This window comes from Rhizobium sp. N122, assembly GCF_002211295.1.
GTDB lineage: Bacteria > Pseudomonadota > Alphaproteobacteria > Rhizobiales > Rhizobiaceae > Rhizobium.
Map to the genome: position 1 here is coordinate 36,458 of NZ_LOKU01000010.1, position 15,181 is coordinate 51,638.

The 15,181-nt window shown below is 63.0% G+C and carries 16 protein-coding genes; 5 read left to right on the plus strand and 11 right to left on the minus strand.

The window, feature by feature from the left end; translation table 11 throughout:
• Positions 1-42: 42 nt before the first annotated feature.
• The 4 genes from ATY75_RS09190 to ATY75_RS09205 all read right to left on the minus strand — a co-directional run bounded on the left by ATY75_RS09190 (position 43) and on the right by ATY75_RS09205 (position 3,554).
• Positions 43-420, minus strand: a complete 378-nt coding sequence (locus ATY75_RS09190) for a Na+/H+ antiporter subunit C (protein ID WP_049734441.1) — start codon at positions 418-420, stop codon at positions 43-45.
• Positions 420-860: a Na(+)/H(+) antiporter subunit B gene (locus ATY75_RS09195; protein ID WP_064837648.1), complete on the minus strand. Its 441-nt coding sequence runs from the start codon at positions 858-860 to the stop codon at positions 420-422. The genes ATY75_RS09190 and ATY75_RS09195 overlap by 1 nt, the downstream gene beginning before the upstream one ends.
• Positions 860-3,223 carry a putative monovalent cation/H+ antiporter subunit A gene (locus tag ATY75_RS09200; RefSeq protein ID WP_088937295.1) on the minus strand — a complete coding sequence of 788 codons (2,364 nt, stop codon included), beginning with the start codon at positions 3,221-3,223 and terminating at the stop codon, positions 860-862. Before ATY75_RS09200 ends, ATY75_RS09195 begins: the two co-directional genes overlap by 1 nt.
• Positions 3,224-3,338: 115 nt before the next feature.
• Complete coding sequence (locus ATY75_RS09205) at positions 3,339-3,554, minus strand: hypothetical protein (protein WP_088937296.1); 216 nt, start codon at positions 3,552-3,554, stop codon at positions 3,339-3,341.
• A gap of 189 nt (positions 3,555-3,743) precedes the next feature.
• Here ATY75_RS09205 and msrB point away from each other — a divergent pair, with 189 nt between their 5' ends.
• On the plus strand, positions 3,744-4,157 hold the full coding sequence (gene msrB / locus ATY75_RS09210; RefSeq protein ID WP_088937297.1) for a peptide-methionine (R)-S-oxide reductase MsrB: 414 nt from the start codon (positions 3,744-3,746) through the stop codon (positions 4,155-4,157).
• A 221-nt stretch (positions 4,158-4,378) separates the two neighbouring features.
• On the opposite strand, the gene ATY75_RS09215 is transcribed toward msrB, so the two are convergent.
• The 4 genes from ATY75_RS09215 to ATY75_RS09230 all read right to left on the minus strand — a co-directional run bounded on the left by ATY75_RS09215 (position 4,379) and on the right by ATY75_RS09230 (position 7,047).
• Positions 4,379-5,080, minus strand: coding sequence for a pentapeptide repeat-containing protein (locus tag ATY75_RS09215; RefSeq protein WP_088937298.1), 702 nt, complete (start codon positions 5,078-5,080; stop codon positions 4,379-4,381).
• A 140-nt stretch (positions 5,081-5,220) separates the two neighbouring features.
• Entirely contained in the window at positions 5,221-5,760 is a 540-nt protein-coding gene (locus ATY75_RS09220) for a GNAT family N-acetyltransferase (protein WP_088937379.1), read from the minus strand.
• A 70-nt stretch (positions 5,761-5,830) separates the two neighbouring features.
• Complete coding sequence (locus tag ATY75_RS09225) at positions 5,831-6,499, minus strand: hemolysin III family protein (RefSeq protein ID WP_064837637.1); 669 nt, start codon at positions 6,497-6,499, stop codon at positions 5,831-5,833.
• Positions 6,500-6,627: 128 nt separating this feature from the next.
• Positions 6,628-7,047 (minus strand): universal stress protein, encoded by a 420-nt coding sequence (locus ATY75_RS09230; RefSeq protein ID WP_088937299.1) that lies wholly within the window; start codon positions 7,045-7,047, stop codon positions 6,628-6,630.
• A 189-nt stretch (positions 7,048-7,236) separates the two neighbouring features.
• On the opposite strand from ATY75_RS09230, the gene ATY75_RS09235 reads away from it, so the two are divergent.
• Entirely contained in the window at positions 7,237-8,202 is a 966-nt protein-coding gene (locus tag ATY75_RS09235; protein ID WP_190241336.1) for a VOC family protein, read from the plus strand.
• A gap of 11 nt (positions 8,203-8,213) precedes the next feature.
• On the opposite strand, the gene ATY75_RS09240 is transcribed toward ATY75_RS09235, so the two are convergent.
• Entirely contained in the window at positions 8,214-8,597 is a 384-nt protein-coding gene (locus ATY75_RS09240; protein WP_088937301.1) for a hypothetical protein, read from the minus strand.
• Between the two features lie 181 nt (positions 8,598-8,778).
• On the opposite strand from ATY75_RS09240, the gene ATY75_RS09245 reads away from it, so the two are divergent.
• Both ATY75_RS09245 and ATY75_RS09250 read left to right on the plus strand, forming a co-directional pair.
• On the plus strand, positions 8,779-9,945 hold the full coding sequence (locus ATY75_RS09245; RefSeq protein ID WP_088937302.1) for an AI-2E family transporter: 1,167 nt from the start codon (positions 8,779-8,781) through the stop codon (positions 9,943-9,945).
• An 18-nt stretch (positions 9,946-9,963) separates the two neighbouring features.
• On the plus strand, positions 9,964-11,256 hold the full coding sequence (locus ATY75_RS09250) for an FAD-dependent oxidoreductase (protein WP_088937303.1): 1,293 nt from the start codon (positions 9,964-9,966) through the stop codon (positions 11,254-11,256).
• A gap of 230 nt (positions 11,257-11,486) precedes the next feature.
• Here ATY75_RS09250 and ATY75_RS09260 read toward each other — a convergent pair whose 3' ends face one another.
• A complete protein-coding gene (locus tag ATY75_RS09260) occupies positions 11,487-12,275 on the minus strand; it encodes a polysaccharide deacetylase family protein (protein WP_088937304.1) in 789 nt (262 codons plus the stop codon).
• Between the two features lie 93 nt (positions 12,276-12,368).
• On the minus strand, positions 12,369-12,758 hold the full coding sequence (locus ATY75_RS09265) for a DUF930 domain-containing protein (protein WP_064837623.1): 390 nt from the start codon (positions 12,756-12,758) through the stop codon (positions 12,369-12,371).
• A gap of 254 nt (positions 12,759-13,012) precedes the next feature.
• Between ATY75_RS09265 and ATY75_RS09270 the strand changes: the two genes are divergently transcribed.
• Positions 13,013-15,121: a S9 family peptidase gene (locus ATY75_RS09270; RefSeq protein WP_088937305.1), complete on the plus strand. Its 2,109-nt coding sequence runs from the start codon at positions 13,013-13,015 to the stop codon at positions 15,119-15,121.
• Positions 15,122-15,181: the final 60 nt, after the last annotated feature.

The following is a 15,181-nucleotide window of genomic DNA, read 5'->3' on the forward strand; positions in this document are numbered from 1 at the left end:
AAGCAGCCGACAGCGCTTCAACCAAGCTCCGCATCTCCATCCTCAATACCCCAATGGCGGCAGCGGCCGGTCGTCGGGTTCGGCGGCGCGCATTTCGCTGGTGTCGTCGGTGCCGAGGTCCTGATAGGCGCGGTAGGTCAGCACCAGCAGGAAGGCGAGGAAGGAGAAGGAGATGACGATCGCCGTCAGGATGAGCGCCTGCGGCAGCGGGTTGGCGGTGCCGGCGGGCAAGGCGTCGAGACCGGCCGGGATGATCGGCGGCACCTCGCGCGTCAGCCGGCCTGATGTAAAGAGCAGCAGGTTGACGGCATTGCCGAGGATGGCGATGCCGAGCATGATGCGAATGGTGAATTTCGACAGCATCAGATAGATGGCGGCGGCGAAGAACAGGCCGACGAGGATCGCCAGAAGCGGCTCCATCACTCCACCTCCTTTTCTTCCAATGTCACTTCCTTTTCTTCCAATGTCAGGGCGATCGAGGCAATGGCGCCGAGCACGACGAGATAGACGCCGAGATCAAAGAGCATGACGCTCGACAGCGGCACTTCGAGACCGAAGAGGTTTGGATAGACCCAGAGGCCGGTCATGAAGGGAACGGCAAAGAAGATGGAGAGAAGGCCTGACAGCGTCGACAGTAGCAGGCCGAAACCGGCGATCGACAGCGGATGGAAAAACAGCGCGCGGCGAACGGCGGCAACACCGAGGGCGATGCCGTAGATCGCCAGTCCCGAGGCAGCGATCAGCCCGCCGATGAAGCCGCCGCCCGGCTCGTTGTGGCCGCGCAGCAGCACGAAGACGGAAAAAAGCAGCATCAGCGCGGTAAGGAACGGGGCGACGGTGCGAAAGATCAGGGTATTCATCAGCCCTTTGTCTCCACCGCGGGATCATTGGCGGCAAGCCGGCGCTGGGTACCGGCGCGGATGCGGATCAGCGCCAGGATGGCAAGGCCGGTGACCGCGACGACGGCGATTTCGCCGAGCGTGTCGGTGCCACGGAAATCGACGATGATGACGTTGACGACGTTGGCGCCGTGCGCGATCGACTTGGAATAGGCGTTGAAGAACAGAGTCAGCGCATCGTTGAACGGCGCCTGCGTCGCCCGAAGCAGCAAAAGCGAAAAACCGAGACCGCAGGCAAGCGCCAGCGTGCCGTGGAAAAGCCTGCGGCCGGGCGAGCGCCGATCGTCGGGAGAGAGCCGAAGCCTGGTCATGACGAGGGCGAGGATGACCACCGCCAGGGTTTCGACCATGAACTGGGTGAAGGAGAGATCCGGCGCGCCGAACAGCAGGAAAATGATAGCGACGGCAAAACCCTGAATGCCGAGCGAGACGATCGCCGTCAGCCGGTCGCGGGCGACGAGCACGGCGGCAAGGCCGACGGCGGCGATCGACAGGACCGCCCATTCATGGAGCCTGATTTCGGAGGGCCAGGCGGGAAGCTGCGGCAGTTCGCCATAGACGATCGGGGGAATGACGAGGATGGCGGCAACCGAGAGGAATGTGCAGGTGATATAGATCTGCAGCCGCCCCGGCTGGAGGACGCGCATGAGGCGGCCGGCGAAGCGGACAAGCCCCGATACGGCCAGGTCGAAACCGTGATCCGGGCCGCGCCCGGCCGCGCGTAGGAAGATGGCCATCACCGCACGGGCGCGGGCGAGTTGCCAATAGACGCCGATGCCGAGCAGCGCCGTCAAAGCGGAGAGCGCCAAGGGCACGCCTGGATGCAGCGCCAGCGAGACGTCGATTTCAACAGGAGTCTGGCGGATAGCAGCTGCGATCGGCGACGACAGGACCGTGTGAGTGAAGGTCGAAAACAGCGCCGCCAGCAGGCCGAGGGCGGCGAGAACCGCCGGGCCGAGCCAGAGCAGGACGGGCGCTTCGTGCGGATGTTGCGGCGTCTCCACCGGCCGGCCGACAAAGGGTTTCAGCGCCACCGCGAAAGCGACGGCGAACATCAGCGCATTGCCGAAGACGGTGATGGCGGTGAAGGTGAGCGCGCGGACATCGGCCCCGGCGAGTGCCGTATAGATCTCCTCCTTGGCGAGGAAGCCGAAGAAGGGCAGCAGGCCGGCCATGGAGAAAGCCGCCGCAAGTGCGATGACCCATGTCAGCGGCATCGCCCGCCCCAGGCCGCCGAGGCGGGTGATATCGCGTGTGCCGGTTTCATGATCGATGATGCCGGCGACCATGAACAGCGCACCCTTGAAGAGGCAATGCGCCACCAGATACAGGGAGGCCGCCGCCACCGCATGCTCCGAGCCGAAGCCGATCAGCATGACGAGCAGGCCGAGCGAAGAGACAGTGGTATAGGCGAGCTTGAGCTTCAGGTCGGTCTGGCGAATGGCAAGGGCGGTGCCGACCACCAGCGTTAGCCCGCCGAAGAAGGGCAGAAGGATTTCCCAGGCGGCTGTTGCCCCCATCACCGGATTGAGCCGCATCAGCAGATAGACGCCGGCCTTCACCATGGTGGCCGAATGCAGATAGGCCGACACCGGCGTCGGCGCCTCCATGGCGTTGGGCAGCCAGAAGTGGAAGGGGAACTGCGCCGACTTGGTGAAGGCGCCGGCCAGAATAAGCATGAGAGCAGCAAGATAGAACGGGCTTTCGCGCACAACATCGCCAAACCCCATAAGCTGCGACAACTGCGTGACGCCCGAGACATTCCAGAGCAGCAGCAGGCCGGCCAGCAGGCAGAGCCCTCCCCCGCCGGTCACGACAAGCGCCTGCAGGGCGGCGCGGCGAGCCGCCTCGCGCTCGTGATCGAAGCCGATCAGCAGGAAGGAGGTGATCGACGTCAGTTCCCAGAAGACGAAGAGCATCAGGAAACTGTCGGCAACGACGACGCCGAGCATGGCGCCCATGAAGAGGAAAATAAACGCGAAGAAGCGCCCCTGATCCTTATGTCCCTTGAGATAGCCGCCGGCAAAAAGCACGATCAGCGTGCCGATGCCAGTGATCAGCAGCGCGAAAGCGAGCGACAGGCCGTCGAGGAACCAGGAGAAGGACAGATTGTAGCTCGGCACCCAGGCATAACCGCCGGTAACGACCTTGCCGCCGGCAACAACGGGCACGAAGCGCAGGAAATGCAGGAAGGCGAGCAAGGGGGCGATCGCCAGGAGCCAGGCACCGTTGGCGCCGAAGATCCGGATCATGAAGGGAGCGGCAAGAGCGCCGGCAAGCGGCAGACACAGGGCCAGAAATGTCAGAGCCGTGACATCGGCCATGTCTCCTCCCCAACAGCGATAAACGAAGCACCAGCGAAAACCGGCCTATCTTCTGACTTAGGCGAAACGGGAGGGCGTCTCAAGCGATTTCGGCCGCCGGCGATGTTCGACGTAGTCAGGCGGCCGATCGGGAAAGACGCGTCAACAGCCGGACGATGCAGCCGTGGAGGATAAAGACCACAAGCGTCAGCGGCCACAGCAGGCAGGCAAAAAGCCCGGCCAGACGATGGAACGTCAAGCCGTCATGGTTGGCCCAGCCCTCCAGGAGCGTGACCGCCATGGCGGCTGCGGCTACGAGGCCGTAGAGCAGGACGATGGCTGCTTCAAACACCAGTGATTCCCCAATACACGTAACATTAACCCTAACAGAAAACGCCTAACGGATGTAAGAGCAAGCGTCCTCCCCAAAAAGCGGTACATGGTCAATGGGGCAGGATGGTGCCCAAGTCTTGATGAACTGTCGACGGCGCACCACATTTTCTGGCAAAATGAAACCGCCCCTCGGCGAAAGGAGCATGGCATGTCCGAAACCGCAACCACCGCCAAGATCCACAAGACCGATGCGGAATGGAAAGAGCAGCTCACCCCCGAGCAATACCGCATCACCCGCCAGCATGGCACCGAGCGCGCCTTCACCGGCCCCTATTGGGATTCCTTCGAGACCGGGCTTTACCGCTGTGTCGGCTGCAACGCCCCGCTTTTCCGCTCCGACACGAAGTTCGACGCCGGCTGCGGCTGGCCGAGCTATTTCGAAGCCGTCTCGCCCGATGCGGTGACCGAGCATCGCGACACGGCCTTCGGCATGGTGCGCACCGAAATCCGCTGCGGCAGCTGCGAAGCCCATCTCGGCCACGTCTTCCCCGACGGCCCGCCGCCCACCGGCCTGCGCTACTGCATCAACGGCCATTCCATGGTGTTCGAGCCGGGGGAATAGGGGTTCGGCGCAGGAGTCAGCCCGCCCCTCATCCGCCTGCCGGCACCTTCTCCCCGTAAACAGGGCGAAGGGGATTTGCGGCAACCTCTCCGTTCCACGATACGTCGCGTATGGCACGTCCCCTCGCCCCGTTCTTACGGGGAGAGGGTCAGGGTGAGGGGCAGCTCTCGGCGCAAAACCGGGTCTGCAGCCTGACGATCCGACTGGCGGGTCTTGCCTGATCACTCATGTTCGGCAGGGCATGGCCAGCTCGCCGGCGCCGACAGGCCGGCGGGGAGCTTGGTCGAGGCGTCGCCGCAGGCAAGGTCGATCTGGGCCTGTTCGAGGCCGGATGCGGCCGAGAGGTCGAGGCCCTCGATACGGGTCAGGAACATGAAGGCGCGCTCGAATATCGCCGGGCCTTCGAAAGTGGCGTTGGAGAGATCGGCACGGGAGAGATTGGCGAAAGCGAATTTCGCGCCCGTCAGCACCGCCTTGTCGAAATCGGCGCGGCCGAGTTCGGCCTTTTCGAAGCTGGCGCCGGCGAGCCGGGCGCCGGCGAAATTGGCGCGTTGCAGCTCGGCGCCGGCAAAGGACGCGCCTTCGGCGGCAATATTGGCGAAGCTGGCGCGATAGGCCTCGATCTTGGCGAAGTTGGCGCCTTCGGCATGGGCGCCCTCGAGCGAGGCGCGCACCAAAGTCGCCTTTTCGAGATTGGCGGATTTGACATTGGCGCCAGCGAGATCGGTCAGCGAGAAATCGGTGCCGAAGAGATTGGCGCCTTCGAGATCACTGCCCTGCAGCATCAGGTTTTTCTTGGTGCATTCCTGCCAGTCGAGCTTGGGCGAGGCCAGGCTGCCGCAATCAGCGGCCCCGGCGGCCACCGACGAAAATGCCAGAAGGACGAGGGCAAGGAGACCGGGCGACGATCCATGCATTGCCATTGAACTGTTCACCTCCATACCATTCCGAGGCCACCGCGAAGCAGGCTGCCTCCTCTTTCTTACACAGCTCAGACTACAATAAAAAGATGGCGAGCGCCGTTCACAATGGCTTGCCGAGGGGGGCCTTAGGGATTGCCGGGTCAGGCCGAAGGCAGGCGAAGCTCCATGCAGGTCAGGTCCAGCCAGCGGCCGAACTTGATGCCGACCTCGGAAAATCTGCCGGCGATGCGGAAACCGAGTTTTTTGTGCAGCCGGATCGAAGCGGTGTTCTCGGCCTCGATACCGGCGATCATCACATGGATGTTGCCGGCCGCCGCCCGCAGGATCAGTTCGCGCATCAGCCGCTCGCCGATGCCGGCGCCGCGGCAATCCTTGTCGACATAGACGGAATGCTCGACCGTGTGGCGATAGCCGTCGAAGGTCCGCCAATCGCCATAGGAGGCATAGCCGGCGACCTTGCCCGACAGCTCGGCGACGATGACCGGAAAGCCGCGGGCCTTGCGCGCCCGCATCCATTCCCGCCGGTTTTCGAGATCGACAAGCGTATCGTTCCAGATCGCCGTCGTGTGCTCGACGGCGTGATTGTAGATATCGCGGATGACGGAAAGATCGGCTTCGGTCGCGTCGCGGAGGAGAACGGCGTCTGTCATGATGGCCCGGTTCGAATTGAGTGCCGGGATGGCATACGCCCCGCTCCCGAAGATGTAAACGGCAGATGCGGCATGCCGGCGGCTTCCGGAGCAGGCCTTGTCAGACGCCCGGCGCCGACAGGCTGAAGCAGGTGAAGACGGCCGAATAATGCACGGCCGCGGCGGTGACGACGAAAGCGTGCCAGATGGCGTTCTGGAAGCGCAGCTTCTCCCAGACATGGAAGATGACGCCGAGCGAATAGATGACGCCGCCGATGACGATCAGCAGCATCGAGGCGGTGGGAATGCGCGCCGCCACAGGTCCGGCCACCAGTATGCCGCTCCAGCCCATGGCGAGATAGAGCAGGATGGCAAGACGGTCGTAGCGGCCGGGAAAGACGCATTTCAGCACAATGCCGGCGGCGGCAAACAGCCAGATCGCCACCAGCATGGAGAAGAGCAGCGGATCGTCGGCGCCGCGTTCGAGGAAAGGCGTATAAGTGGCGGCGATCAACAGGAAGATCGCCGAATGATCGAAGCGGCGCAGGTACCATTTGGTGCGCGAGACCGGCCAGGCATTGTAGGAGAAGGAGATGGCAAGCGTCAGCACCAGCCCGACGCCATAGATCCAGGCGGCGGCGAGCGCGCCGTAGGAACTCCAGAGCGTGGCGTAGAAGATCAACACCGTGGCCCCGATCAGCGCCAGCACGAGACCGACGCCATGGACGATACCGTCGGCGATCAGTTCGTATCTGTCGTAAGCCCAGCGAATGCCGTTGAACTCGGCCATGCACGCCAATCCGTTTCAGACCCCGATTGCAATCGTCGCATCGAACGAACGGGCGCGCAACTGCGGCAAAGCGCACGGGCAGTCAATCTTCGTAACAGCCTGTTTGGCGGCGAGACGGCTTACGCAAATCAAATCTTTTGCCGGTCGACCAGCACCGAGCATTTGGCGTGGCGCACGACCCGGTCGGCGGTGGCGCCGATGAAGTAATTGGAAAAATCCGGAACATGCGAAGCGACGATGATGAGGTCGGCACCGTAACTTTCGGCGGTCGAGATGATTGCTTTGGCCGGCGGGCCGTTGCGGATCTCGACGGTGGCCGCAATACCGGTCGAGGCGATCAGCGCGTTCAGCTGATCGCGGCTGTCCTGCATGGCGTCCTCGACCATATTGGCCGGCAGTTCGATCGCGACATAGGTCGGCACATCCTCGAGGACATTGAGCGCGACGATCTCGCCGCCGTCGTCGAGCAAGGACGCGGCCTTGCGGAGGATCTTCTCTCCCTTTTCGATGCCGCCGAGCGCGATCGCGACGATGATCTTCCTGTACATGGCTCCCTCCATGACTGAGATGTATAAGTATCCTCTAAAGAAGATATGGGCGCTTTGACCGCGATCAAGTGGGCGCAAGTCATCGTCAACGCCTGCTCAACAGTTCATCCTCAAAAACGGGACTTCTGTGAACAATCGCAATCGGCCATATAGGCATCAAGTACGGCAGGCCAGAGGAGACAAAGGCGAATGAACCGGCGAAACTTCCTCGGCCTTGCTGCGGGCGGCACATTTGCCGCCACCGCCGGCGCGCCTTCCATTCTACAGGCCAGATCAGAAGCAGGAGAACAATCCATGACGACCGAAACTTCCTATGCGCTGACGCGGCCCGCCTATGTCGACCAGTCGCATCTCGTCGTGGCGGACCTCGATCTCGTGTCCGGCTTCTATCAGTCGATGCTCGGCCTGAAGGTCATCGAGAAGACGGCGAGCGGGCAAGTGCTGGGTGTCGGCGATCTGCCGCTGCTGACACTGACGACCGCCAAGGATGCCGCCATCGCGCCGCGCAGTGCCGCCGGCCTTTTCCACACCGCCTTCCTGATGCCCGACCGCACCGAGTTGGCACGCTGGCTGCGCCATGCGGCGCACAACAATGTCGTGCTCGACGGCGCCTCGGATCATCTCGTCAGCGAGGCGATCTATCTGTCCGACCCCGAAGGCAACGGCATCGAAATCTATGCCGACCGACCGCACCAGCAATGGAAATTCGATCAGGACGGCATGGTGGATATGGCGACGCTGCGCCTCGACCTGCAGGCACTCTATGACAGCGCGCCGGATGAGCGCTGGGACGGCATGGCCATGGGGACGGCGATCGGCCACCTGCATCTGCAGGTCGGCGATATCCCGCAGGCAGACGCCTTCTATCGCGACGTGCTCGGATTGAAGCTGATGGCGAGCCGTCCCGGCGCAAGCTTCTTTGCGACCGGCGGCTACCATCACCATATCGCCGCCAATATCTGGAACAGCCGGGGTGCTACGGCACGCGCCGACAATATGACCGGGCTTTCGGACTATAAGCTCCGGTTCAACGACAAGGCCACACTGGATGCGGCCATCGCCAAGCTCGATGCGCTGGAGATCAAGAGCGAGACGCGCGATGGCGGCGTGTTCCTCAGGGATCCCTGGGGGATTGGACTCACGCTTTCGGCTTGACCGCAGCGACGCTATTGGACCTTCTCGGTGCCGGCCGGGCTCGTGACCCCGGTCGGTCCGCCACCATTTCCGCTCGGCGCGGGTGAACGATCTACCGCTTCCGGAGGCTTTGAAGCGCCGGAGGCCGGATCGTCGTTGAAGGTGCCGGGACCGGATGGCTGCGCATTGATCGGGTCCGGTTTTGTCGAGGCGGTGGCCGTCGGATCGTTATTGCCAGGATCAGGCCAGATCGCGACGCTCACGCCGGCAATGATGAGCACCGCTGCACCGGCCAACAGGACGGTCCAACCCCACCACCGCCTCTGGTCGGCGGCTACAAGCGCCGCCTCGTCGGCATAAGGCGGATCAGTCGTAAAACTCTCGGCGGCTTTTGTCTGATCGGGATCATTTTTCATGGCCTTAACTCCTTCAAAACGCCCGAACTCCTGGGGCTGCGAGGTTGTTCCCCCGGGATATTTCAAATCGACACGGTTGCCGGTGACGCTTCTCGGTTCGACGGCATCATGGCCTCGCGGAACCGGAACCGCGTCGGCGCGTTTCCGTGACGAAGCAATGGGCTTCGGGGGACCTCACCGCATGGGCATCGCCAATGGCATCCGCAAACAGGCCAAGAAGATCGCGATCGGCGAACGCCGCACCAGTGCTTGGGCGCAGACCCTGAAGGAGGCAGCGGAAGAGCTGCCGCCGGCACCGCTGCATCGGCTGGAGAAGGACGGGCTGGACATCAGCATGGCTTGGGCGATCATCGGCATCTTCGGCATTCTGGGGCTGGCCGCCGTCTACCTGATGTCGCTGATCCTGATCCCGATCACGCTGGCCGTGGTGGTCGGCATGATCCTCGGTATGGCGGCGGAAAAACTGAGCCGGATGGGTGTGCCGCGGCTTGCCAACGCCTTCATGCTGTCGAGCAGCGTGGCTCTGGTGATCTTCCTGCTGATCAACTCGCTCGCCGGCCCGCTGATGACGCTGGCCAATGAGGGGCCGGCTTTTGCCGAGCGAACCATCAACCGCGTCATGCCCTATCTCGAGCGCATCGAATGGCTGCATATCACGCCGGCGACCTTCGAAAGCGGGCCGATGTCGATCGGTGCGCTGCTCGAAAACACCGGCAATGTGCTGCATGTGGTGACGACAAGCCTGACGCCGGCTGTCGTGCAGGGGATGATCTTCTTCGCAGCGCTGCTGCTTTTCCTCGCCAGCCGCGTCAACCTGCGCAAGACGATCATCATGACCTTCCGCACCCGCACGCAGCGCCTGGCGGCCATCCGTGTCATCAATGCCGTCGAGCAGGTGCTCGGCTTCTATTTCGCCACCGCCTCGCTGATCTATGTCGGCCTCGGCGTCGTCATGACGATCATCGCCTATGCCGGCGGGTTGGCGGCGCCGGTGCTCTGGGGCTTCTTCGCCTTCCTGTCGAGCTTCATTCCCTATCTCGGCATCACGCTGATGACGTTTGCGGTCGCGGTTGCCGGCATTCTCACCCATGACGACATCGTCATCGGCCTGATGCCGGCCGCGGCCTTCTTTACCGTGCATCTGATCATGGAAAACCTGATCTTTCCGGCGGTGATGGGACGGCGGCTGGAAATCAATCCCTTCATCGTTTTCCTCGCCATCCTGTTCTGGACCTGGATGTGGGGCGCCGTCGGCGCCATGCTGGCCCTGCCGCTGTCGCTGATCGTCATTACGATCATCGAGGAATTGCTGATCGAGGAAAAGCCGCAGCCGCAATTGCCGAAATGATCAGCCGGGGAGATATCGGTGGCATCTGATCTCGATCTCAACGAATCCGATCACGACCAAATGGTCAGCGGCCGTTCCCTCTGGGGGAAAAGCGGCATTCGGCCGGAATGGCGTCCGATCGAGGAGAGTTTTTCCACCGACATCGCCGTGATCGGCGGCGGCATCACCGGCGCATTGGTTGCCGAACATCTGACGGCGCGCGGCTTTTCCGTCACTATCATCGACCGGGAGCGACCCGGTTTCGGCAGCACCGCGGCGAGCACGGCGATGCTGCAATGGGAAATCGACAGCACGCTGACCGAGCTTGAGGACTATTACGGCTTCGAACGCGCCGCCGGCATTTATCGTCGCAGCGGAGCAGCGGTCGCCGGCCTTTCCAAGCTGATCGCCGCACACGGGATTGCCTGCGGCTTCCGGTCGCGCAACACGCTCTATCTCGCCGCCAACCAGGAAGGGGCGCGCGAGCTTCTGGAGGAGCGCCAGTTGCGACGCCGAGCCGGCCTGCCCGGCGTCTACCTCGAACATCCCGATCTGTTCACCCAGTTCGAACTCGACCGGGATGGAGCGATCTATTCACCGGGTTCGGCCGAGGCCGATCCGCTGCTCCTGACCTGGGCATTGCTCGAAATCTCCGTTAGACGCGGCGCGCGGCTGGTCAACACTTCCGTCACGGCACTTCACAGCGAAGGCGATCGCGTCACCGCAGAGACGGACGCGGGCCATGTCATCGAGGCGCGGCGCGCCGTGCTTGCGACCGGCTATTCGATGCCGGGCATCGACATGCCGAAGCTGCATCGCACCAGTTCGAGCTGGGCGCTCGCCACCGTCCCCCAGGACCCGGCGCATTTCTGGCGCGACCGGGCGCTGATCTGGGAGGACAGCCACCCCTATCTCTACATGCGCACGACCGAGGATAACCGCATCGTCGCCGGCGGCGAGGATGACGGCACCGCCGATCCCGAAGCCCGCGACCGCAAGCTGCCGGCAAAGATCATGGCAATTCGCGAGAAGATGCAGCGGCTATGGCCGAAAGCCGATACGCGGGTGGAACACGCCTGGTGCGGAACCTTCGGCGAAACCGCCGACGGCCTGCCGCTGATCGGTCCCGTGCCCGGCATGCCGCATGTGCTTGCCGCCTACGGCTACGGCGGCAACGGCATCACCTTTTCCTATCTCGCCGCCCAGATGATCGGCGCGATGCTGGCCGGCATGCATCGCGACTGGTTCGAGGACTTCGCGCTCGACCGGGATGGGCCGGGGTTGCGGCGGTTTGGGGAGGATAGGCTGGGGAGTGGGGATGAGTTGCGGTAGAGGCTTCGCGTTGGCTGTTGTGCCGTGCCCGCCCCCCTCTGCCCTGCCGGGCATCTCCCCCACAGGTGGGGAGATTGGCTGGGCGCAATGGTTTCCCCAAACAACTAGAGTGGCAGCCCGCCGGAACGGTAGACGGGCGGAAAGGTTTGGCCACTTGTAATCTCCCCACCTGTGGGCGAGATGCCCGGCAGGGCAGAGGGGGGCGGGCACGGCACACGGTTAGCCAGAAGCTACTCCGTCGTCCGATCGTCGCCCATATCCTCGACATCATCGAGCCGGACGAATTCCGTGCCCTTGGCTTTCAAATCGACCAGCGCCTTCGCCACCCCCTCGCCCGCCGCATGGGTCGGCTGGTTGATGTGGGAGATGACGACATCGCCGTCTTTGGCCGAGGCGATGCGTGTTTCGGTGATGACGGCTCCAAGCAGAGAGCCGCCGTCGCCGTTCACCGAATAGCCGGCGATGCGATAGCCCATGGCGCGGATCTCGCCGATGGCGGAAAGATCGTATTTGGCGGTCGAGCCGCGGAACCAGTGGGGTGCGGGAATGCCGGCCGCGGTCATTGCCGCGGCGCCGCCGTCGACTTCCTGTTTCACCGCCTGCGGCGAGCCGGCAGCGGCGATGCCGTAGATCAGCGTTGGCGTATCGACGGCCGGGATATGGTTCTCGCCGTGATTTTCCAGTTCGAACAGATCGGGATTCTGCAGGAACACGGCAAGAGCGGCGGGGTTGCGCTTCAACCAGCGGGCGGTGACGAAGATCGTTGCCGGAATACGCTCGCGCACCAGGGTCGACAGGATGCGCTCATCCGCCTGCCCCATGCAGGCATCGAAGGTGAGCGCGATGCGGGCATGACCTGCTACGTTGGAGCGGGCGATATGCAGATGCGGCTCGACGAGCTTTACCGCCGGCGTCTTTGTTGCCGGAAGTGCGGCCGGCGGCGCTGGCGGAATTTCATCCGCCATGGCGGCAGAGAGGGCGGCGAAAAGCAACGCCGAAGCGAGCAGGATACGGTTCATATGGGACTTCTGCGATTTCGTCGGCCGATTTTAGCGGCTGCTTCTCTATGGCGCCATGTGGCCGGATGTCACCTCCGAACGAAGGCCGGGGCATCAATCATAGAGATAATATTTGTCCCACTTCTCCCGCGGCACCTTGTCGCCGATCTGATAGTTGAGCTCGCGCACGTTGATATGCTGCGGGCCGGTGATGCAATTGTAGGAGAGATGGTACCAGTCGCCCTTGCTGCGGAAGACGGCGCCTGGCGCCTGCAGCGAATTGTCGCCAGGGATCGGGTCCTTGAAAGTATAGGCGATCACCTTATCGGGCTTGAAACCGGTGCTGTCCTGGTTGATGCGGCTCATCGCCTCGGTGTCGCAGCTCTGCTCCAGACGCGTCGAGGGATCGAGTTTTTCCAGCTGCTTCTTGATGGCCGGATCGACGGCAAAGGCGGGGGCGGCAAGGCCGACGAGGGATACGAACAGGAGCAGACGTTTCGGCATTGCTGAGAAAATCCCTTGCTGTTGTCCATTCTTCACCCTGCCCCGGGCAGCTTGCCGGGGGCTTGGCACGTGTAAATTTCGCTCTGCGATAGCGGACATTCTTAAATATTGTGGTGACATCAAGGCAGGGCGAGCCGAGCCGCCTCCCTGCCTGTGGAAGGCCACCCGCACTGTTGGCGCAGCCTTGCCGCTTGATCCGGCGGCGGCGCGCCTCTATCTCTTGCCAACCCGATATCCCAATCCGGAGCCATTCCTTGTCCGCTTTCAAGAGCCTGCCGACGCCGCCCGCCGCCCCGAAGAAGCCCCTCTCCGATACGCGCCACGGCATTACCCGCACGGATAATTATGCCTGGCTGCGTGCCGAAAACTGGCAGGCGATGTTCAAGGATCCGTCGATCCTCGATCCCGAGATCCGCCGGCATCTCGAAGCCGAAAACACCTATATGAATGCGGCGATGGAAGACACCAAGCCGCTGCAGAAGGTGCTGTTTTCGGAAATGCGCGGCCGCATCAAGGAAGACGACAGCTCGGTGCCGATGAAGGACGGTGCCTATGCCTATGGCACCTTTTACGTTACCGGCGGCGAGCAGCCGCGCTATTTCCGCATTCCCCGCGACGGCGCCGTCGCCGACGAGACGATCCGCACGGTGCTGCTCGACGGCGACAAGGAAGCATCCGGCAAGGCCTATTTCCGCCTCGCCGGCCTCGACCATACGAACGACCACAGCCGCGGCATCTGGGGCTATGACGACAAGGGCTCGGAGTTCTTCACGCTGAAGGTACGCGACCTCTCGACCGGCCAGGATCTCGACGACGTGATCGAGAATACCGCCGGCGGCGGCGTCTGGGCCCCCGATGGCAAGAGCTTCTTCTATTCGGCGCTCGACGAGAACCACCGGCCCTCGAAGGTGTTCCACCACATTGTCGGCCGGCCGCAATCGGAAGACCGGCTGGTCTATGAGGAAGCCGATGCCGGCTTCTTCATGGGCGTCGGCGGCTCGCTGCTCGACGATGTCATCTATATCGACATCCACGATCACGAGACCAGCGAATACCGGCTGCTGTCGACCAAGGATCTGACCGCCGAGCCGAAACTGGTGGCGGCGCGCGAGGAAGGCATCGAATATTCGCTGACCGAGGGCGGCGATATCTTCTACATTCTGACCAATGACGGCGGCGCCAAGGATTTCAAGATCATGGAAGCGCCGGTTGATAAGCCCGGCAAGGAAAACTGGCGCGAGGTCGTGCCGCACAAGCCCGGCACGCTTGTTATCAGCCATATGGCCTATGCTCGCCATCTTCTGTGGCTGGAGCGCAAGGACGGGCTGCCACAGATCATGATCCGCGATCGGGCGACCGGCGAGGAACATGCGATCGCCTTTGCCGAGGAGGCCTATTCGCTGGGCCTTTCGGGCGCGGCGGAATATGACACGGATATCATCCGCTTCTCCTATTCCTCGATGACGACGCCGTCGCAGCTTTACGATTACAACATGGTGACGCGCGAGCGCACGCTGTTGAAGACGCAGGAAGTGCCGTCTGGCCACAATCCCGACGACTATGTCACCCGCCGCGTCTTCGCCCCGGCCTGGGACGGCGAGACGGTGCCGGTCACCCTGCTCTATCGCAAGGACACGCCGCTCGACGGCACCGCGCCCTGCCTGCTCTATGGCTACGGCGCCTACGGCATCACCATTCCGGCCGGCTTCAACACCAATTGCCTGTCGCTCGCTGACCGCGGCTTCGTCTATGCCATCGCCCATATCCGCGGCGGCAAGGACAAGGGCTTTGCCTGGTACGAAGACGGCAAGATGGACAAGAAGACGAACACCTTCAAAGACTTCGTCGCCGCGGCCGACTATCTGAATCAACAGAAGTTCACCTCTTACGCGAAGATCATCGCCGAGGGCGGCTCGGCCGGCGGCATGCTGATGGGCGCGGTCGCCAATATGGCGCCGGAGAAATTTGCCGGCATCATCGCCGCCGTTCCCTTCGTCGACGTGCTCAACACCATGCTCGACGACACTCTGCCGCTGACCCCGCCGGAATGGCCGGAATGGGGCAACCCGATCGAGAGCCGCGAAGAATACGAGCAGATCGCCGCCTATTCGCCCTATGACAATGTCGGCGCCAAACCCTACCCGCCGATCCTGGCGCTCGGCGGCCTGACCGATCCGCGCGTCACCTATTGGGAGCCGGCCAAGTGGGTGGCGAAGCTGCGTGAGGAGACCACCGGTGAAGCGCCGATCCTGCTCAAGACCAACATGGATGCCGGCCATGGCGGCGCGTCCGGCCGGTTCCAGCGGCTGGAGGAGATTGCATTCGAGTATGCGTTTGCGATCAAGGTTGCGGGGAAGATGTGAGGGTTGATAGAGGGGAATAGCGCAAGGCGTGCCGTGTGAGCCCCCTCTGCCCTGCCGGCA

Coding starts and splice junctions, on each gene's coding strand:
- ATY75_RS09200 (WP_088937295.1), bottom strand. CDS start 3,223: ATGGCCGATGTCACGGCTCTGACATTTCTGGCCCTGTGTCTGCCGCTT.
- msrB (WP_088937297.1), top strand. CDS start 3,744: ATGTCCGAAACCGCAACCACCGCCAAGATCCACAAGACCGATGCGGAA.
- ATY75_RS09245 (WP_088937302.1), top strand. CDS start 8,779: ATGGGCATCGCCAATGGCATCCGCAAACAGGCCAAGAAGATCGCGATC.
- ATY75_RS09240 (WP_088937301.1), bottom strand. CDS start 8,597: ATGAAAAATGATCCCGATCAGACAAAAGCCGCCGAGAGTTTTACGACT.
- ATY75_RS09260 (WP_088937304.1), bottom strand. CDS start 12,275: ATGAACCGTATCCTGCTCGCTTCGGCGTTGCTTTTCGCCGCCCTCTCT.
- ATY75_RS09265 (WP_064837623.1), bottom strand. CDS start 12,758: ATGCCGAAACGTCTGCTCCTGTTCGTATCCCTCGTCGGCCTTGCCGCC.
- ATY75_RS09235 (WP_190241336.1), top strand. CDS start 7,237: ATGAACCGGCGAAACTTCCTCGGCCTTGCTGCGGGCGGCACATTTGCC.
- ATY75_RS09195 (WP_064837648.1), bottom strand. CDS start 860: ATGAATACCCTGATCTTTCGCACCGTCGCCCCGTTCCTTACCGCGCTG.
- ATY75_RS09225 (WP_064837637.1), bottom strand. CDS start 6,499: ATGGCCGAGTTCAACGGCATTCGCTGGGCTTACGACAGATACGAACTG.
- ATY75_RS09190 (WP_049734441.1), bottom strand. CDS start 420: ATGGAGCCGCTTCTGGCGATCCTCGTCGGCCTGTTCTTCGCCGCCGCC.
- ATY75_RS09230 (WP_088937299.1), bottom strand. CDS start 7,047: ATGTACAGGAAGATCATCGTCGCGATCGCGCTCGGCGGCATCGAAAAG.
- ATY75_RS09215 (WP_088937298.1), bottom strand. CDS start 5,080: ATGGCAATGCATGGATCGTCGCCCGGTCTCCTTGCCCTCGTCCTTCTG.